Genomic DNA, 14,332 nt, shown 5'->3' with positions numbered 1-14,332 from the left:
GCGGCGACACCGGCACTCGACCGCGTGCGACGCGGGAGCGCGGGGTCGCCTAGAGTCGGCGGTCGCCCGAACGGCGTCGCTCCACGACGATCCCGCCCACCAGGGCGGTCGTGTGCGGAGCCGGAAGCATGCCGCGACGATATCGCGGGGTGGGGCGCTCGGCCAAATCGAGCGTCCCACCCCACCGCGGACGGCCGCCGCCGAGCCCTCAGAGTTCGGGCCCGGCGGCCGCGAAGAAGGCGTGCTCGTGCTCGGCCGACCGTTCGAAGGCCGCCTGCATCCGGGAGCGGGTCTCCGGATCCGCGGCCGCGGCATGGGCGGACACGATCCGGACCGCAGCCTCGCTCGCGAGCGCGAACGCGGGGTCGGCGTACTCGTCGAGCCAGGACGCGAACGGGTGATCCGGATCCCCTCCCGCGACGGCGTGCAGCCGCGTGCCGACGTCGGCGTAGATCGTGTAGCAGGGCAGCAGCGCCGCGATGAGCACGCGGTAGTCGGCGGCGGTCGCCGCCTCCCGCAGGTGCGCGAGATACGCGGTCGTGGCCGGGGCGGGATCCCCTCGGAGCACCGCCCCGTCTGCGGCGGCGGGCGACAGCCAGCGTGCGTGCAGCTGCAGCTCGCCGCGCAGGCACTCCTCCGAGCGGCCCGCCCAGAACTCCCGGTCCTCCGGGTGCGGAGCGATCCGGGCGGCCTCGGCGAGGAGCGCGGCGAACTCGCCGAGGTACAGCGCGTCCTGAGCGATGTACTCCCGGAACGCTGCCTCCGGCAGAGAGCCGTCGGCGAGGCGGCGGAGGAACGGCAGGTCGTCGATCGCCTGGCGCACCGGCGCGATGCGGTCCCACCACTCGGTCACGACCGATGCCGATGCGCGTTCCGGTTCCGATGCGCGTTCCGCGTCCGGTTCCGGCGAAGGTTCCGGCGCCGGTTCCACCGTCAGTCCGGCGCGCTGCCAGAGCCCGGCGAAGTGGTGCACGGGGCCGTGGCCGGATCCCACCCGCAGCCCCTCGCCGGCGGCGATGGACTCGCGCAGCCAGGCACGGACCTCGGCGACCGCCTCGCCCCACTCGCCGCCGACGGCGCGGCGGGTGGCGAGCGCGGAGGACAGCGAGCAGCCGGTGCCGTGCGTGCTGCGCGTGCGGATCCGCCCACCCGGATACTCGCGGAGAACCCCCTCGGACCCGACCAGCGCGTCCGGGGCCTCATCGCCGTCGAGATGGCCGCCCTTGACGAGGACCAGGGATCCGGTGGCCGCGGCGAGCCGTCCGGCCTGGGCGAGGGCCTCGGGCCAGGTCCTTGCCGGCTCCTCGCGCACCAGCACCGCGAGCTCGGGCAGGTTCGGCGTGATCAGGTCGGCGAGCGGCAGCAGCGCCCGCAGCGCCTGCTCGGCGTCGGTGCCGAGCAGCCGGTCCCCGCTCGTCGCGACCATGACCGGATCCAGCACCACCGTCGGAGGGCGTTGGGCGCGCAGCCAGGATCCGACTTCCGCGATCACTCCGGCACCGGCGAGCATGCCGATCTTCACCGCGTCGATCCGCACGTCGGCGGAGAGGGCGTCGAGCTGGGCGCGGAGGAACTCCGCGGGCGGCACATGCACCCCGGTCACGCCGCGGGTGTTCTGCGCCGTGAGCGCGGTGACCGCGGCCATGCCGTAGCCGCCGTTCGCGGCGATCGACTTGAGGTCGGCCTGGATCCCGGCCCCTCCGGAGGGGTCGCTGCCCGCGATGCTGAGGACGCGCGGCACGCCGCCGCTCCCCCAGGCGCGCAGCAGGTCCCGTGCGGCGGCCTCCGGATCCGGAGCGGCGCACACGGCGGAGACGACCGCGACCCCCGCCGCACCCGCACGGCGCAGCGGCGCCGCATCGTCCGGGCCGATGCCGCCGATCGCGACGCAGGGCAGCGGGCTCGCGGACGCGAACGCCGCGAAGCCGTCCACGCCGAGCTCCGGCGGATGATCGGGCTTGGTGCGGGTGGGATGGATCACGCCCGTGCCGAGGTAGTCGACGACGCCCTCGGGCAGCGCCCGCACGGCGTCGAGGTGGGCGGGCTGGTTCGCGGTGAGCCCGATGATCGCGTCGGGCCCGAGCAGCGCGCGAGCGGTCGTCACGGCCGCGTCGGACTGCCCGAGATGGATCCCGTCCACGCGCGATCCGCGGCGGCGCGCCTCGACGAGCGCCTCGAGCCGGTCGTCCACGAGCAGCAGCGCGCGTCCGGCGATCACCGCGGAGAGCTCGATCAGCTGGGCCACGATCGCGGCGTCGTCGGCGTGCTTGTCGCGCAGCTGCACGATACGGACGCCGCCCGCGACGGCGGCGTCGACGACCGCCGGGACCCCGCGCTCGCCGCACAGGCCGGGATCGGTGACGAGGTAGAGGGCCAGGTCGTCCTGGTCGAGGCGGCTCATGCCGCGACCGCCCGCACGGCGTCGACGTGCGCCCGCGCGGCGAGCTCCGACGGCTGGACCGCGGCGAGGGCGTCCAGCAGCCGGACCGCGAAGGATCCGGGCCTTGCCGCGCCGCGCGCGGCGTCCTCTGCGGCGACCGTGTAGACCAGGGTCGCGGCGGAGGCGGCGATGAGAGGCGTGTCGCCGGTCTGCCGCGCCGCGCCCAGGAAGGCCGCCATCACGGCGCCGAGTGCGCAGCCGCCGCCGGTGACGCGGGTGAGCAGGGCGTCGCCGTTGGCGATCCGGATCTCGGTGTCGGCGTCGACGACGAGGTCGACCGGACCGGACACCGCGACCGCTCCCCCGGTGCGGCCCGCGAGCTCGCGCGCGGCGTCGGCGGCCGCCTCTGTGCCGTCCAGCGCGTCCACGCCGCGACCGCCCAGGGTGCGGCCGGCGAGCGCGAGGATCTCCGAGGCGTTGCCGCGGATCACCGTCGGACGCAGCGCCAGGAGGTCGTGCGCGAGAGCCGTCCGCACCGGGAGGGCGCCGACCGCGACCGGGTCCAGCACCCACGGCGTGCCGGCGGTGCCGGCCCCGCCGACGGCCTCCCGCATCGCGGCGCGCTGCTCGGGCGTGGGCGTGCCGAGGTTCACCAGCACCCCGGACGCGATCGCGGCGAAGCCGCCCGCTTCGCCCGTGATGTCCACCATGGCCGGTGCCGCGCCGAGCGCGAGCAGGACGTTGGCGGTGAAGCCGGTCACCACCGCGTTCGTGATGCACTGCACGAGCGGGGGGTCCGCCCGCAGCACGGAGAGGAGGTTCGCGGCGCTTCCCGCCACGGACTCGGAGGACGTTTCCAGACGCGCGTTCATCACGACATCCCTTCGCTAGTACGACCTAGATCAGGTTCGACGGGTGTGATCTCAGCCGCGGTCGCGGCACCCCGTGTCACTGCCGGTCAGTCTAGCCAGACGCCCCGGTCCGCAGGCGGGCCGGGGCGTCTTCGTGACGGATCGCGATGCGAGTCAGTCGCGGATCGCGGCTCCGAATCGCTCCGCCGCGACGGCGACACCGGCGAGCTTGGCCTCGCTCGCCTCTGCCGCGGTCAGGGTGCGGTCGTCGGCGCGGAACCGCAGCGCGAAGGTCAGGCTCTTGGATCCGGCCGGAACGCCCTCGCCGCGGTAGTCGTCGACGAGACGGATCGACTCCAGCAGCGCACCGGCGCCCTCGCGGAGGGCGGCCCCGAGCTCGCCGGCCGGAACGTTCGCGGCCACCACCAGCGACACGTCCTGGGTCGCGGCCGGATACGGCGACAGCGAGGCGGCGACCACGCGCTCGCCCGCGAGCGACAGCACCAGGTCGAGGTCGAGCTCGAGCACCACCGCACGACCCGGGAGGTCGGCATCGGCCGCCACCTGCGGGTGCAGCTCGCCGACATAGCCGACCTCGATCGTCCCGGCCCCTGAGCCCGTCGCCGGGGTTGCCGCCTCGCGCACCTGCAGCACGCCGGTGCGCCCGGGGTGCAGCGCCGCGCGGCTGCCCTGCACGACGTCGATCGCGACACCGGCGGCGTCGGCGATCACGCGCACGGCGTCCAGCGCCTCGCTGAGCCCGTACTCCTCGGCGGCACGGCCCGGCTGGCGGGGCGTGACATGGCCGGAGAACAGGGCGGCGACGTGGCGCGCCTGCGGCGGGATCGAGGCGTTCAGCGCCGCGAGGGTCTCGTCCGAGGGGCGGACGCCGAGCGGCGGCACCTCGTCGGTTCCGTAGACGGCACCCGGCTCGGGCAGGAACACCACGCCGATCTCGAACAGCGCGAGATCGACGAGCCCGCGCGCGATGTTGCGATGCGCGGTCTGCAGCAGCCCCGGGACCAGCGAGCGCCGCAGGTACGGCGTCTGGCCGTCCAGCGGGTTCGTCAGGCGCACGCCCGGCAGCGTGCCGCCGGTCGCGGATCCGTGCAGGTCGTTCTGCTCCTGCGTCGTGAACGGGAACGCCGGCGTCTCCACGAGGCCGGCCGCGGCGAGGGCGTTCGCCACGCGACGGCGTCCCTGCTGCAGCTCGGTGAGGCCGCGACCGGACGGCGGGGTGGGCAGGACGGACGGGATCCGGTCCAGACCGTGGATGCGCGCGACCTCCTCGGCCAGCGTCCACTTGTCGGTGAGGTCGGGGCGCCAGGTCGGCGGGATGACCTGCCAGCCGCCGTCGACCGCGGTGATCTCGGCGCCGATCGTCTCGAGCGCGCCGACGACCTCCTCGTCCGCATAGTCCACGCCGATGAGGCCCTGCACGAAGCCCGCAGGCAGGTCGATCCCCTCGATCTGCACCTCGGCGAAGAGCGCACCGCCCTCCTCCGTGAGGGTGCCGCCGGCGAGGGAGACCATGAGGTCGGCGACCCGGCGCGCGGCGGCGAACGGGATGAGCGGATCCACGCCGCGCTCGAACCGCTTGGAGGCCTCGCTGGGCAGCTTGTGCCGGCGGGCGGTGCGCGCGATCGTGATCGGGTCGAACGTCGCCGCCTCGATCAGCACGTTGCGGGTGGTGCAGCTCATCTCGGTGGTGCCGCCGCCCATCACGCCGGCGAGGCCGATCGGGCCTGACGCGTCGGTGATGAGCAGGTCCTCGCCGCTGAGCGTGCGCTGCTGGCCATCCAGGGTGACCATGGTCTCCCCGGGCGTCGCACGGCGGACCACGATGCCGCCGTCGAGCTTGTCCAGGTCGTAGCCGTGCACGGGGTTGCCGAGCTCGAGCATCACGTAGTTGGTGATGTCGATGAGCACGCCGAGCGAGCGCATGCCGGCGAGCGTGAGCCGGGCGATCATCCACGGCGGGGTGGGCCGGGACGGATCCACGCCGCGCACCACACGCGTGACGAACTCGGTCGCGCCGACGTTGCCCCGGATCGGCGCCGTGTCGTCGACGACGGCCGTGAACCCGGTGCCGGGCTGCAGCTCGGCGAAGTCGCGATCGGCCGGGTCGCGGAACGTCGCTCCGGTGGCATGCGCGTACTCGCGGGCCACGCCGCGGAGCGAGAACGCGTAGCCGCGGTCGGGCGTCACGTTGATGTCGACGGCGACGTCGTCCAGTCCCAGCAGCGCGATCGCGTCGGTGCCGACGGGCGCGTCGATGCCGAGCTCGGACAGGATCAGGATCCCGTTGTGCTCGTCGCCCAGCCCCAGCTCGCGGGCCGAGGCGATCATGCCGTCGGAGACGTGCCCGTAGGTCTTGCGGGCGGCGATCGGGAACGGGCCGGGCAGCACGGCGCCGGGCAGCGTCACCACGACCTTGTCGCCGACGGCGAAGTTGCTCGCGCCGCAGACGATGCCGCGGACATCGTGATCGGTCCCTGTCGCTTCGACAGGCTCAGCGACCGGGAGCGGGCCCACGTCGACCTGGCACCAGCGGATCGTCTTGCCGTTGGACTGCGGCTCCTCCTCGAAGGAGAGCACCTGACCGACGACGACGGGGCCCGAGATGTCGAAGCCGATCAGCTCCTCCTCCTCGAAGCCGACCGAGACGAGCGCCGCGAAGACGTCGTCCGGCGTGACGTCCTCGGCCACGTCCACGTACTCACGCAGCCACGAAAGCGGGACGCGCATCACACCACCATCCCGAACTGCTCGCTGAAACGGACATCGCCCTCGGCCATGTCGCGCATGTCCTGCACGTCGCTGCGGAACATGAGCGCGCGCTCGACCCCCATGCCGAACGCGAAGCCGCTGTACACGTCGGGGTCGATCCCGGCCGCGCGCAGCACGTTGGGGTTGACCATGCCGCAGCCGCCCCACTCGATCCAGCGCGCGCCGCCCTTGAAGGTCGGGTGCCACAGGTCGAGCTCGGCGGAGGGCTCCGTGAACGGGAAGTAGTTGGTGCGGAAGCGGGTCTTCGCCTCCGGGCCGAACAGCTGGCGCGCGACGTGGTCGAGCGTGCCCTTGAGGTGCGCCATCGAGATGCCCTTGTCCACGACGAGGCCCTCGAACTGGGTGAACACGGGCAGGTGCGTGGCGTCGAACTCGTCGGTGCGGTAGACCCGGCCAGGGCAGAGCACGTAGATCGGCAGCTCGCGATCGAGCATCGAGCGCACCTGCACCGGGCTGGTGTGCGTGCGCATCACGAGGTGGCGGGAGGAGGGATCCACGTAGAACGTGTCCTGCTCCTGGCGCGCGGGGTGGTCGACGTCGAAGTTCAGCGCGTCGAAGTTGAACCACTCGTGCTCGAGCTCGGGGCCCTCCGCGATCTCCCAGCCCATCCCGACGAACACGTCGCAGATCTGCTCCTGCAGCAGCGTGAGCGGGTGCCTGGCGCCCACGCGGGTGCGCGAGGCGACCGCCGTGATGTCCACGCGCTCGGCCTCCAGGCGGGCCGCGGTCTCGGCGGCCGCGAGCTCGGCCTCCTTCGCGGCGAGCGCCTGCGTGACACGGCCGCGGCCCTGTCCGATGAGCTTGCCGAAGGCGGCCTTGTGCTCGGGCGCGACCTGACGCATCGACGCGTTCAGGATCGCGAGCGGCGAGCCCTCCGCGACGTGCGCGGCACGCGCAGCCTTGAGCTGAGCGGTGTCGGCCGCGGACCCGATCGCGGCGAGCGCGGCCTCGACGGCGGTCTCCACCGCCTCGGGGCTGATGTCAGGAGTGGTCTGTGCGTTGTCGGACACGAGAGTCGAGTCTACCGGCGCGCCGGAACGGGCCCGTGCCGGGGCGGACTCCGTCAGAGCGGGCCGAACATGCCGGTGCGCCGGTCGGGCGCCCACGTGACGCGCTCGCGTTCCAGGGTCGCCATGAGCCGCGGATCCCGGGCCGCCTGCCGGCGCAGGGCCGGCCGGGCCGAGCCGAGGATGGCGGGCGGGACGACGAAGCCGGACACCAGCAGGAGCACCAGCCCGAGATCGACCAGGACGAGGGCGGTCGCCTGGCCGGTCGTGAACGCGCTGATCACGAGGAAGACGTTGACGAAGAACAGGATCGTGCCCGCCGCCCACAGGCCGCCACGCAGGCTGCCCGGTCCGCGAGTGGAGACCGAGGCGCCGGGTCGCGGGATCCAGCGGTGCGTCCGGCGCAGGAGCAGCACGCTCGTGACAGCCACGACGACGCCAACGATCGCCCACGGCAGCGTGGGGGCGACCTGCCCCGTCACGACGAGCATCACGAGCGAGAACAGCGCGGCAGAGGCGCCGAGACTCGCGAACGCGGCCCACATCGCCGCCCTGCCGGCCCTGGCGTCCGCGATCTCGCGCAGGCGCGTGCCGAATTCCGGCGGGCAGGAGGCGGCGAGAACCGGATCCAGCCACTGCTCGAGGGTCCGGCTCACGGCGGCCGGATGCTCCGAGACGGGTTCGACGTGCATCGTCCCGATGCTACGGGAGCGCCCGCTCAGACGCGGGGACCGGCGCCGGTGCCGTCGAACTTCCCGGCCCCGCGTTGCATGGCGATGACCTCCGTCACCGTGCTGCCGTCATGGATCCGCGGGTCGTGGTCGCCGGAGTCGGACAGGTAGCCCCTCACCTTCGGCGAGCGCCGGGTGCGTCCTTCGAGCCACTTCGCGACACCGGACAGGATCAGGCACATCGCGATGTAGATGACGGCGACGATCAGCCCGGCCTGCAGCAGCGGGCGACCCGGCTGCGAGCTCAGGTACTTCGCGTAGTAGATCAGCTCGGGGTAGGTGATGATGAAGCCGAGCGCCGTGTCCTTGAGCGTCACCACCAGCTGCGCGACGATGACCGGCAGCATCGCCCTGATCGCCTGCGGCAGCAGGATGAACGCCATCACACCGGACTTGCGCAGCCCGATGGCGTACCCGGCCTCCTTCTGCCCGCGCGGCAGGGACTCGATGCCGGCACGGAGCACCTCGGCGAGCACGGAGCCGTTGTAGAGCACCAGGCCGATCACGACCGCGGCGTACGGCGTCATCTTGACGGCACCGCCGGGGATCGAGTTGATGCCGTAGTAGAAGATCATCATCATGACCAGCACCGGCACGGCGCGCAGCAGCTCGACCACGACCGTGACCGGCACCCGCAGCCAGGCGTGCTCCGAGAGCCGGCCGAGCGCGAGCACGAAGCCGAGCACGAGGCTGCCGACCGCAGCGGCGAGGAACGCGCTGACGGTGGCCCACAGCGCCTGCACCATGCCCTGCCACACCAGCGTGTAGCTGAACAGGTTCCAGCGTGCGGCGTCGAACTGCCCCGTCGCGGCGAACCGGTAGACGACGAAGCCGATGACCGCGAGCACGACGAGCACGGTCGCGGCCCCGAGGATCCGGTTCCGCAGCACGGCGCGGGGACCGGGGACGTCGTAGAGAACGGATGCGCCGCTCATCGGGCGATCCTCCACTTCTTCTCGAAGTGCCGCTGAGCCAGGCTCAGCAGCGTCACCAGCACGATGAAGACGACGGCGACCCAGAGCAGGATCTCCATGACGGTACCCGGCCGGTTGCCGGAGTCGGCGACCGTCGCGCGGAGGGCGGCGAGCTCGGCCACGCCGAAGCCCGCCGCGATCGTGGTGTTCTTCAGCAGCGCGATGAACACGCTCATCATCGGCGGGACGACGGAGCGGAACGCCTGCGGGACGATGACCAGGGTCATCACCTGGCCGAAGGTCAGCCCGATCGCGCGAGCCGCCTCGGCCTGGCCGACGGGGACGGTGTTGATGCCGGCGCGGAGCACCTCGGCCACGTAGGTCGCGGTGTAGATGCCGATCGCGATGATCGCGAGCGGCAGCGCCGGGATCTCCGGCAGGTCCAGCTTGGGATAGCCGAACACGAAGAAAAAGAACACCAGGGTGAGCGGGGTGTTGCGGATGAGGTTCACGTACACCGTGCCGACCGCGCGGGCGATCGGCACGGGCGAGACCCGCATCGCGCCGACGATCGTGCCCAGCACGAGCGCCAGCACCCCGCCGCCGAGGAACAGCACGACGGTGTTCAGGATCGCCTGCCCCCACAGGTCGAGATTTCCCAGCAGTGCGTCCACGCGATGGCTCCTTCAGGACGGGACGTGAGTGACGGATGTCGACGGGAGGTGCGGCCGGGTGCCCCCCGGTTCCGGCCGCACCGTCTCGGGGCCTACTGCTCGACGGCGGGCTGGGTGACCTTCATGCCGCTCGCGCCGAGGTTCTTGTCGAAGATCGCCTTCCAGGTGTCCCCGCCGTCGGTGAACATCTTGTCGACGAAGGTCTTCATCGCGGTGTCGCCCTTGGCCAGGCCCACGCCGTACTTCTCGGTCGTGAACGGCTCGCCGACGACCTTGAGCTCCTCGGGGTCCTGTGCGGCGTAGCCGATCAGGATCGCCTGGTCGGTGGTGACCGCGTCGACCTGCTTGTTGATCAGCTGCTCCACGCAGGCCGAGTACAGGTCGAGGCCGACCGCCTTGGTCTGCGGGAAGTTGGCCTGGATGTTCTGCAGCGGCGTCGAGCCGGTCGCCGAGCACACCGTCTTGCCGGCGAGATCCTTCTCGCTCTTGATGGTGTCCTCGCTCTTGCGGACCAGCAGGCCCTGACCCGTGACGAAGTACGGGCCGGCGAAGTCGATCACGGCCTTGCGCTTGTCGGTGATCGAGTAGGTGCCGACGTAGTAGTCCACGTCGCCGTTCACGATCGCCTGCTCGCGGTTCGCGGACGGGATCGCCTTGTACTCGATCTTGCTGTCGTCGTATCCGAGGGACGCGGCGATCCAGCGCGCGATGTCGATGTCGAAGCCGCTGCGCTTGCCGGTGGTCGCGTCCTTGTAGCCGAGGCCGGGCTGGTCCTCCTTGACGCCGATCGTGATCTTGCCGTTCTTGGTGATCCGGTCGAACGTCGGGCTGCCCGTGAGCTTCACGTCCTTCGCGACCTCGAACAGCGGCTTGTCGCTCGTCGGGGTGTTCCCCTCGCCCTTGGCTCCGGGCGAGGTGGGGCTGCCGCTGTTGCAGCCGGTGAGTGCGAGCAGGGCGGCGACCGCGAGGCCGACCCCCGCGAGGGTGCGTGTCTTCAGCATGTGCGTCTCTCCTTCGGTGGTGCAGGTTGCTGTGGTGCAGGTGCTGTGGTGCGGGATCAGTGCGTGAGCAGCTTGGACAGGAAGTCCTTGGCGCGGTCGCTCTGCGGATTCGTGAAGAACTGCTCCGGCTCGGCCTCCTCGAGGATGCGTCCGTCGGCCATGAAGACCACGCGGTTCGCCGCCTTGCGCGCGAACCCCATCTCGTGGGTGACGACGATCATGGTCATGCCGGACGCGGCCAGCTCGATCATCACGTCGAGGACCTCGGTGATCATCTCCGGATCGAGCGCGCTGGTGGGCTCGTCGAACAGCATCACCTTGGGGTGCATCGCGAGCGCGCGCGCGATCGCGACGCGCTGCTGCTGGCCGCCGGAGAGCTGCGCGGGCAGCTTGGACGCCTGCTGCGCCACGCCCACGCGCTCGAGCAGCTGCATGGCCTCCTTCTCGGCGGCGGCCTTCTTCATGCCGCGGACCTTGATCGGGCCGAGCGTGACGTTCTCCAGGATCGTCAGATGGGCGAACAGGTTGAACGACTGGAACACCATGCCGACGTCGGCGCGCAGCTGCGCGAGCCCCTTGCCCTCGGCCGGGAGCTTCTCGCCGTCGATCGTGATGGATCCGCTGGTGATCGTCTCGAGGCGGTTGATCGTGCGGCAGAGCGTCGACTTGCCGGATCCGGACGGGCCGATGATCACGACCACCTCGCCCTTGTGCACGGTGAGGTCGATGTCGGCGAGCGCCTGGAAGTCGCCGTAGTGCTTCTGCACGTGGTCGACCACCACAAGGGGTGCTCCGGGAGACGCGGTGGCACGGGCATCGGTCATGGCTGACTCTCCAGTGAATCGACGGTGCCGGAGACCCGGCGGTGACGCCCTGAGGCTATGCGCCGGAGAGCGCTCCTGTCTGCTGCCTTGAGGGATTCTTGAGGAGAGTGCGAGAAATGCGCCGACCCCTCAGCCGTGCGTCTCGCGGTAGTACCGGATCGCGCCGGGGTGCAGCGCGATCGGGTCGGTGAAGATCGCCTGCCGCCGGTCCAGGAGCGCGGCCGCCGGGACGTCCTTGGCGATCGACGCGCGCGCGTCGAACAGCACGCGGGCGACGTCGTGGATGAGGCTCTCGGGAGCATCCGCCCTGCTCACCAGATAGTTCGGCACCGTCATCGTGACCGTGGCGGAGGGGACGCCGTAGACGCCCACGGGGAAGTCCGCCTGCCGGTAGGCCCCCGCGTGGGCCGCGTTGACGGCGTCCACGACCGCGGGCGGGATCGACAGCAGCCGGATGGGCGTTCCCGCGGCGAGCTTCTCGATGCCGGGCGTCGGCAGCCCGCCGACCCAGAAGAACCCGTCGATGTCGCCCCGCTGCAGCGCGGTGATCGAGGCCTCGAGGCCGAGCTGCGGATTGCGGATGGCGGCCGCGTCGACCCCCGCGCCGGTGAGGATCCGATGCGAGACGACCTCGACGCCGGATCCCTTCGCGCCCAGGGACACCGCGCGACCGGCGAGATCATGCACGCCCTGCACGTCGGATCCGGCACGCACGACGATGTGCACGTACTCGTCGTACAGCCGGGCGACCGCGACGACGGGGATCCGCCGGTCGAAGGCGCCCGTCCCGGCGGCGGCATCGGCGACGGCGTCGCCCTGGGCGAAGCCGAGCACGGCCTCGCCGGAGGCGACCCGCTGCAGGTTGTCGACGGATCCGTTGGTCGACTGCACCGAGAACCGCGCGCCGAGCTGCTCCGAGAGAGCGGCGGCCAGGTGCGCGCCGTACGCGTAGTACACGCCGGTCGTGCCGCCCCCCGCGATCGTCTGCGGCCGGTCCGCCCAGCCGCGGTCGGCCGGCGCGCACCCTGGCAGCGACACCAGGCACAGCGCGGCCAGGCACAGGCCGACGAGGGCGACGGAGATCCTGCGGGCGCGGGCGATCATCGCGCCTCCGCCGCGGGCAGGAGCAGCAGCACGCGCAGTCCTCCGCCGTCCGCCGCCTCGACCCGCAGGCGCCCGCCGACCGTTGCGAGCAGGTCGTTCGCGATCGCGAGGCCCAGCCCCGATCCCGGCGTCGAGCGGGTGCTGGCGCTGCGCCAGAACCGGTCGGTCGCGTGCGCGAGCTCGTCCTCCGGGATCCCTGGCCCGCGGTCGCGCACGGCGAGCACGCAGCCGTCCGCGTCGCGCTCGGTGGACACGTCGATCGCGCTGCCCGCCGGCGAGAACTTGACCGCATTGTCGATGACCGCGTCCAGCGCGCCCTCGGTGATCGTCTCGTCGGCGGCGCCGAGCAGCGGGCCGTCGAGGTGCAGCGCGAGCGACACGCCCTTGGCCGCCGCCGCGTCTCGCCAGGCCGCCACCCGGCGCTCGGCGAGCGCGGCGAGGTCGATCGGCTCGCTCAGCGCTGCACGGTCGGCGCCGCGGGCGAACCCGAGCAGCGTGTCCAGGATCCGGGTCATCCGGCGGCCCTCCTCACGGGTCGCCTCGACCTCCGCGTCCCAGCTGCGGTCGAGCCCCGTCGCGAGCGACTCCAGGCGCAGCAGCAGCGCGCTGAGCGGGTTGCGCAGCTCGTGCGAGGCGTTCAGGGCGAACTCCTGCTGCCGGGACACCACCCGCTCGATCTCCCCCGCCATCCGGTTGAACAGCAGGATCATCCGCCGCAGCTCGGGCGGGCCGGTGTCGTCCGCGATCCTCGCGTCCATGTCGCCGCGCTCGATCGCCTCCATCGCCAAGTCGACCCGGTGCACCGGTTTCAGCACCCAGGTCGCGAGCCGCACCACCACGAGCAGGCCGACGCCGATCGCGAGCACGCACACGATCGCGAGCACGATCCACTGGCGCTCGATCTCGGCGCGCGGGGCGTCGACGCTCGCGGACATCACGACGGCGCCGATCACGTCGCCGTCGTCGACGATCGGCTCGACCAGCGCCTGCTCCGCGAACTGCCAGGGCAGCAGCACCGGTTCTGGCAGGTCGCCGCGCCGCCCGGACAGCGCGAGCTGCACCTTGCCCGCGGTGGGCTCGTCCAGCACGAGGGAGGCGTCCTCGAGCGGGGCCCAGGGCCGGCCGGTGCGGTCCACCACGACGACCCTGGTGCCGTACAGCTCCCGGTAACGGCGCAGCTCGCCGTCCAGCACGGTGGCGCTGCCCGAGTGCAGCGCCTGCCTGGCGCTCGTCACGAAGGTGCCGAGATCGCCGACCTGCTGGGTGTAGAACGCCTGCTGCACGCTGCGCGAGGTGGCCCAGCCGTAGGCGCCGCCGAGCAGCACCAGCACCGCGGCGAGCGGCACCAGGAACACGACGAAGAGCCTGCGGCGCACGGCTCAGAGCCCCGTCAGCCGGTAGCCGACCCCGCGCACGGTCTCGATCAGCGCGGGCCGGCCGAGCTTGCGCCGGATCGAGGCCACGTGCACCTCGAGCGAGCGCGCGAAGCTCTGCCAGTCCGTGTTCCACACCTCGCGGATCAGCCGCTCCCGGGGCACGGCGACGCCCGGGTACCGGGCGAGCACCGCGACGATGTCGAACTCCTTGCGGGTCAGCTCGACAGGCTCGCCGTCGACGAGCACCCGGCGCGCGACCAGGTCGATCCGCACGCCGTCGATGTCGATCCCGACCGGGCCGGTCTCCCCCGGCAGCGCCTGGGCGCGGCGGGTGACCGCCTCGATGCGGGCGAGCAGCTCCTGCACGTCGTAAGGCTTGACGAGGAAGTCGTCCGCCCCGGCACGGAGCCCGCGGATCCGCTCGTGCACCTGGCTGCGGGCGGTCGCGATGAGCACGGGGACACCGCTGACCGCTCGGATCCGGCGGCACAGCTCGATCCCGTCGATGTCGGGCAGCCCGAGGTCGAGGAGCACGACCTCCGTGTCCGTGCCCAGCGCGGCCATGGCGCTGCTCCCGTCCATCGCCCGTTCCGTCGCGTAGCCGGCGCGCCCGAGGAAGCCCGCGAGCGCGTCCCCGACGCGCTCGTCGTCCTCGACGATCAGGATCTTCATGCGCGCCC

Annotated in this window: 12 protein-coding genes and 1 riboswitch; all 12 genes read right to left on the bottom strand. The window is 72.3% G+C overall.

What is annotated here, in order from left to right; all coding sequences use genetic code 11:
* Positions 1–208 precede the first annotated feature (208 nt).
* On the bottom strand, positions 209–2,401 hold the full coding sequence (locus ACTJJZ_RS01700; RefSeq protein ID WP_440719427.1) for a bifunctional hydroxymethylpyrimidine kinase/phosphomethylpyrimidine kinase: 2,193 nt from the start codon (positions 2,399–2,401) through the stop codon (positions 209–211).
* The gene (gene thiM / locus ACTJJZ_RS01695; RefSeq protein ID WP_440719426.1) at positions 2,398–3,252 is read right to left on the bottom strand and encodes a hydroxyethylthiazole kinase; all 855 of its coding nucleotides are present in this window, start codon (positions 3,250–3,252) and stop codon (positions 2,398–2,400) included. The genes ACTJJZ_RS01700 and thiM overlap by 4 nt, the downstream gene beginning before the upstream one ends.
* A riboswitch (TPP riboswitch) is annotated at positions 3,243–3,336 on the bottom strand. It overlaps the preceding gene by 10 nt.
* A gap of 69 nt (positions 3,337–3,405) precedes the next feature.
* Positions 3,406–5,979 carry a phenylalanine--tRNA ligase subunit beta gene (gene pheT, locus ACTJJZ_RS01690; protein WP_440719425.1) on the bottom strand — a complete coding sequence of 858 codons (2,574 nt, stop codon included), beginning with the start codon at positions 5,977–5,979 and terminating at the stop codon, positions 3,406–3,408.
* Entirely contained in the window at positions 5,979–7,031 is a 1,053-nt protein-coding gene (gene pheS / locus ACTJJZ_RS01685) for a phenylalanine--tRNA ligase subunit alpha (protein ID WP_440719424.1), read from the bottom strand. The genes pheT and pheS overlap by 1 nt, the downstream gene beginning before the upstream one ends.
* Positions 7,032–7,084: 53 nt before the next feature.
* Positions 7,085–7,720, bottom strand: a complete 636-nt coding sequence (locus ACTJJZ_RS01680; protein ID WP_440719423.1) for a hypothetical protein — start codon at positions 7,718–7,720, stop codon at positions 7,085–7,087.
* Between the two features lie 26 nt (positions 7,721–7,746).
* Positions 7,747–8,694: an amino acid ABC transporter permease gene (locus ACTJJZ_RS01675; RefSeq protein WP_440719422.1), complete on the bottom strand. Its 948-nt coding sequence runs from the start codon at positions 8,692–8,694 to the stop codon at positions 7,747–7,749.
* A complete protein-coding gene (locus ACTJJZ_RS01670) occupies positions 8,691–9,347 on the bottom strand; it encodes an amino acid ABC transporter permease (protein ID WP_440719421.1) in 657 nt (218 codons plus the stop codon). The genes ACTJJZ_RS01675 and ACTJJZ_RS01670 overlap by 4 nt, the downstream gene beginning before the upstream one ends.
* A 92-nt stretch (positions 9,348–9,439) precedes the next feature.
* On the bottom strand, positions 9,440–10,348 hold the full coding sequence (locus tag ACTJJZ_RS01665) for a glutamate ABC transporter substrate-binding protein (RefSeq protein ID WP_440719420.1): 909 nt from the start codon (positions 10,346–10,348) through the stop codon (positions 9,440–9,442).
* Positions 10,349–10,404: 56 nt separating this feature from the next.
* Entirely contained in the window at positions 10,405–11,172 is a 768-nt protein-coding gene (locus tag ACTJJZ_RS01660) for an amino acid ABC transporter ATP-binding protein (RefSeq protein WP_440719419.1), read from the bottom strand.
* Between the two features lie 129 nt (positions 11,173–11,301).
* Entirely contained in the window at positions 11,302–12,276 is a 975-nt protein-coding gene (locus ACTJJZ_RS01655) for a TAXI family TRAP transporter solute-binding subunit (protein ID WP_440719418.1), read from the bottom strand.
* On the bottom strand, positions 12,273–13,652 hold the full coding sequence (locus tag ACTJJZ_RS01650) for an ATP-binding protein (RefSeq protein WP_440719417.1): 1,380 nt from the start codon (positions 13,650–13,652) through the stop codon (positions 12,273–12,275). Before ACTJJZ_RS01650 ends, ACTJJZ_RS01655 begins: the two co-directional genes overlap by 4 nt.
* A gap of 3 nt (positions 13,653–13,655) precedes the next feature.
* Positions 13,656–14,324 carry a response regulator transcription factor gene (locus tag ACTJJZ_RS01645; protein ID WP_440719416.1) on the bottom strand — a complete coding sequence of 223 codons (669 nt, stop codon included), beginning with the start codon at positions 14,322–14,324 and terminating at the stop codon, positions 13,656–13,658.
* Positions 14,325–14,332 lie beyond the last annotated feature (8 nt).

Source organism: Microbacterium sp. 22242 (assembly GCF_052045495.1).
Lineage (GTDB): Bacteria > Actinomycetota > Actinomycetes > Actinomycetales > Microbacteriaceae > Microbacterium.
The sequence above is the reverse complement of the archived record's forward strand: the minus strand, read 5'-3'. Positions and strand labels throughout refer to the sequence as shown.

Bases quoted from the DNA above. Each gene is read 5' to 3' on its own strand.
- ACTJJZ_RS01700 (WP_440719427.1), bottom strand. From the start codon at position 2,401: ATGAGCCGCCTCGACCAGGACGACCTGGCCCTCTACCTCGTCACCGAT.
- thiM (WP_440719426.1), bottom strand. From the start codon at position 3,252: ATGAACGCGCGTCTGGAAACGTCCTCCGAGTCCGTGGCGGGAAGCGCC.
- pheT (WP_440719425.1), bottom strand. From the start codon at position 5,979: ATGCGCGTCCCGCTTTCGTGGCTGCGTGAGTACGTGGACGTGGCCGAG.
- ACTJJZ_RS01680 (WP_440719423.1), bottom strand. From the start codon at position 7,720: ATGCACGTCGAACCCGTCTCGGAGCATCCGGCCGCCGTGAGCCGGACC.
- ACTJJZ_RS01675 (WP_440719422.1), bottom strand. From the start codon at position 8,694: ATGAGCGGCGCATCCGTTCTCTACGACGTCCCCGGTCCCCGCGCCGTG.
- ACTJJZ_RS01665 (WP_440719420.1), bottom strand. From the start codon at position 10,348: ATGCTGAAGACACGCACCCTCGCGGGGGTCGGCCTCGCGGTCGCCGCC.
- ACTJJZ_RS01660 (WP_440719419.1), bottom strand. From the start codon at position 11,172: ATGACCGATGCCCGTGCCACCGCGTCTCCCGGAGCACCCCTTGTGGTG.
- ACTJJZ_RS01655 (WP_440719418.1), bottom strand. From the start codon at position 12,276: ATGATCGCCCGCGCCCGCAGGATCTCCGTCGCCCTCGTCGGCCTGTGC.
- ACTJJZ_RS01645 (WP_440719416.1), bottom strand. From the start codon at position 14,324: ATGAAGATCCTGATCGTCGAGGACGACGAGCGCGTCGGGGACGCGCTC.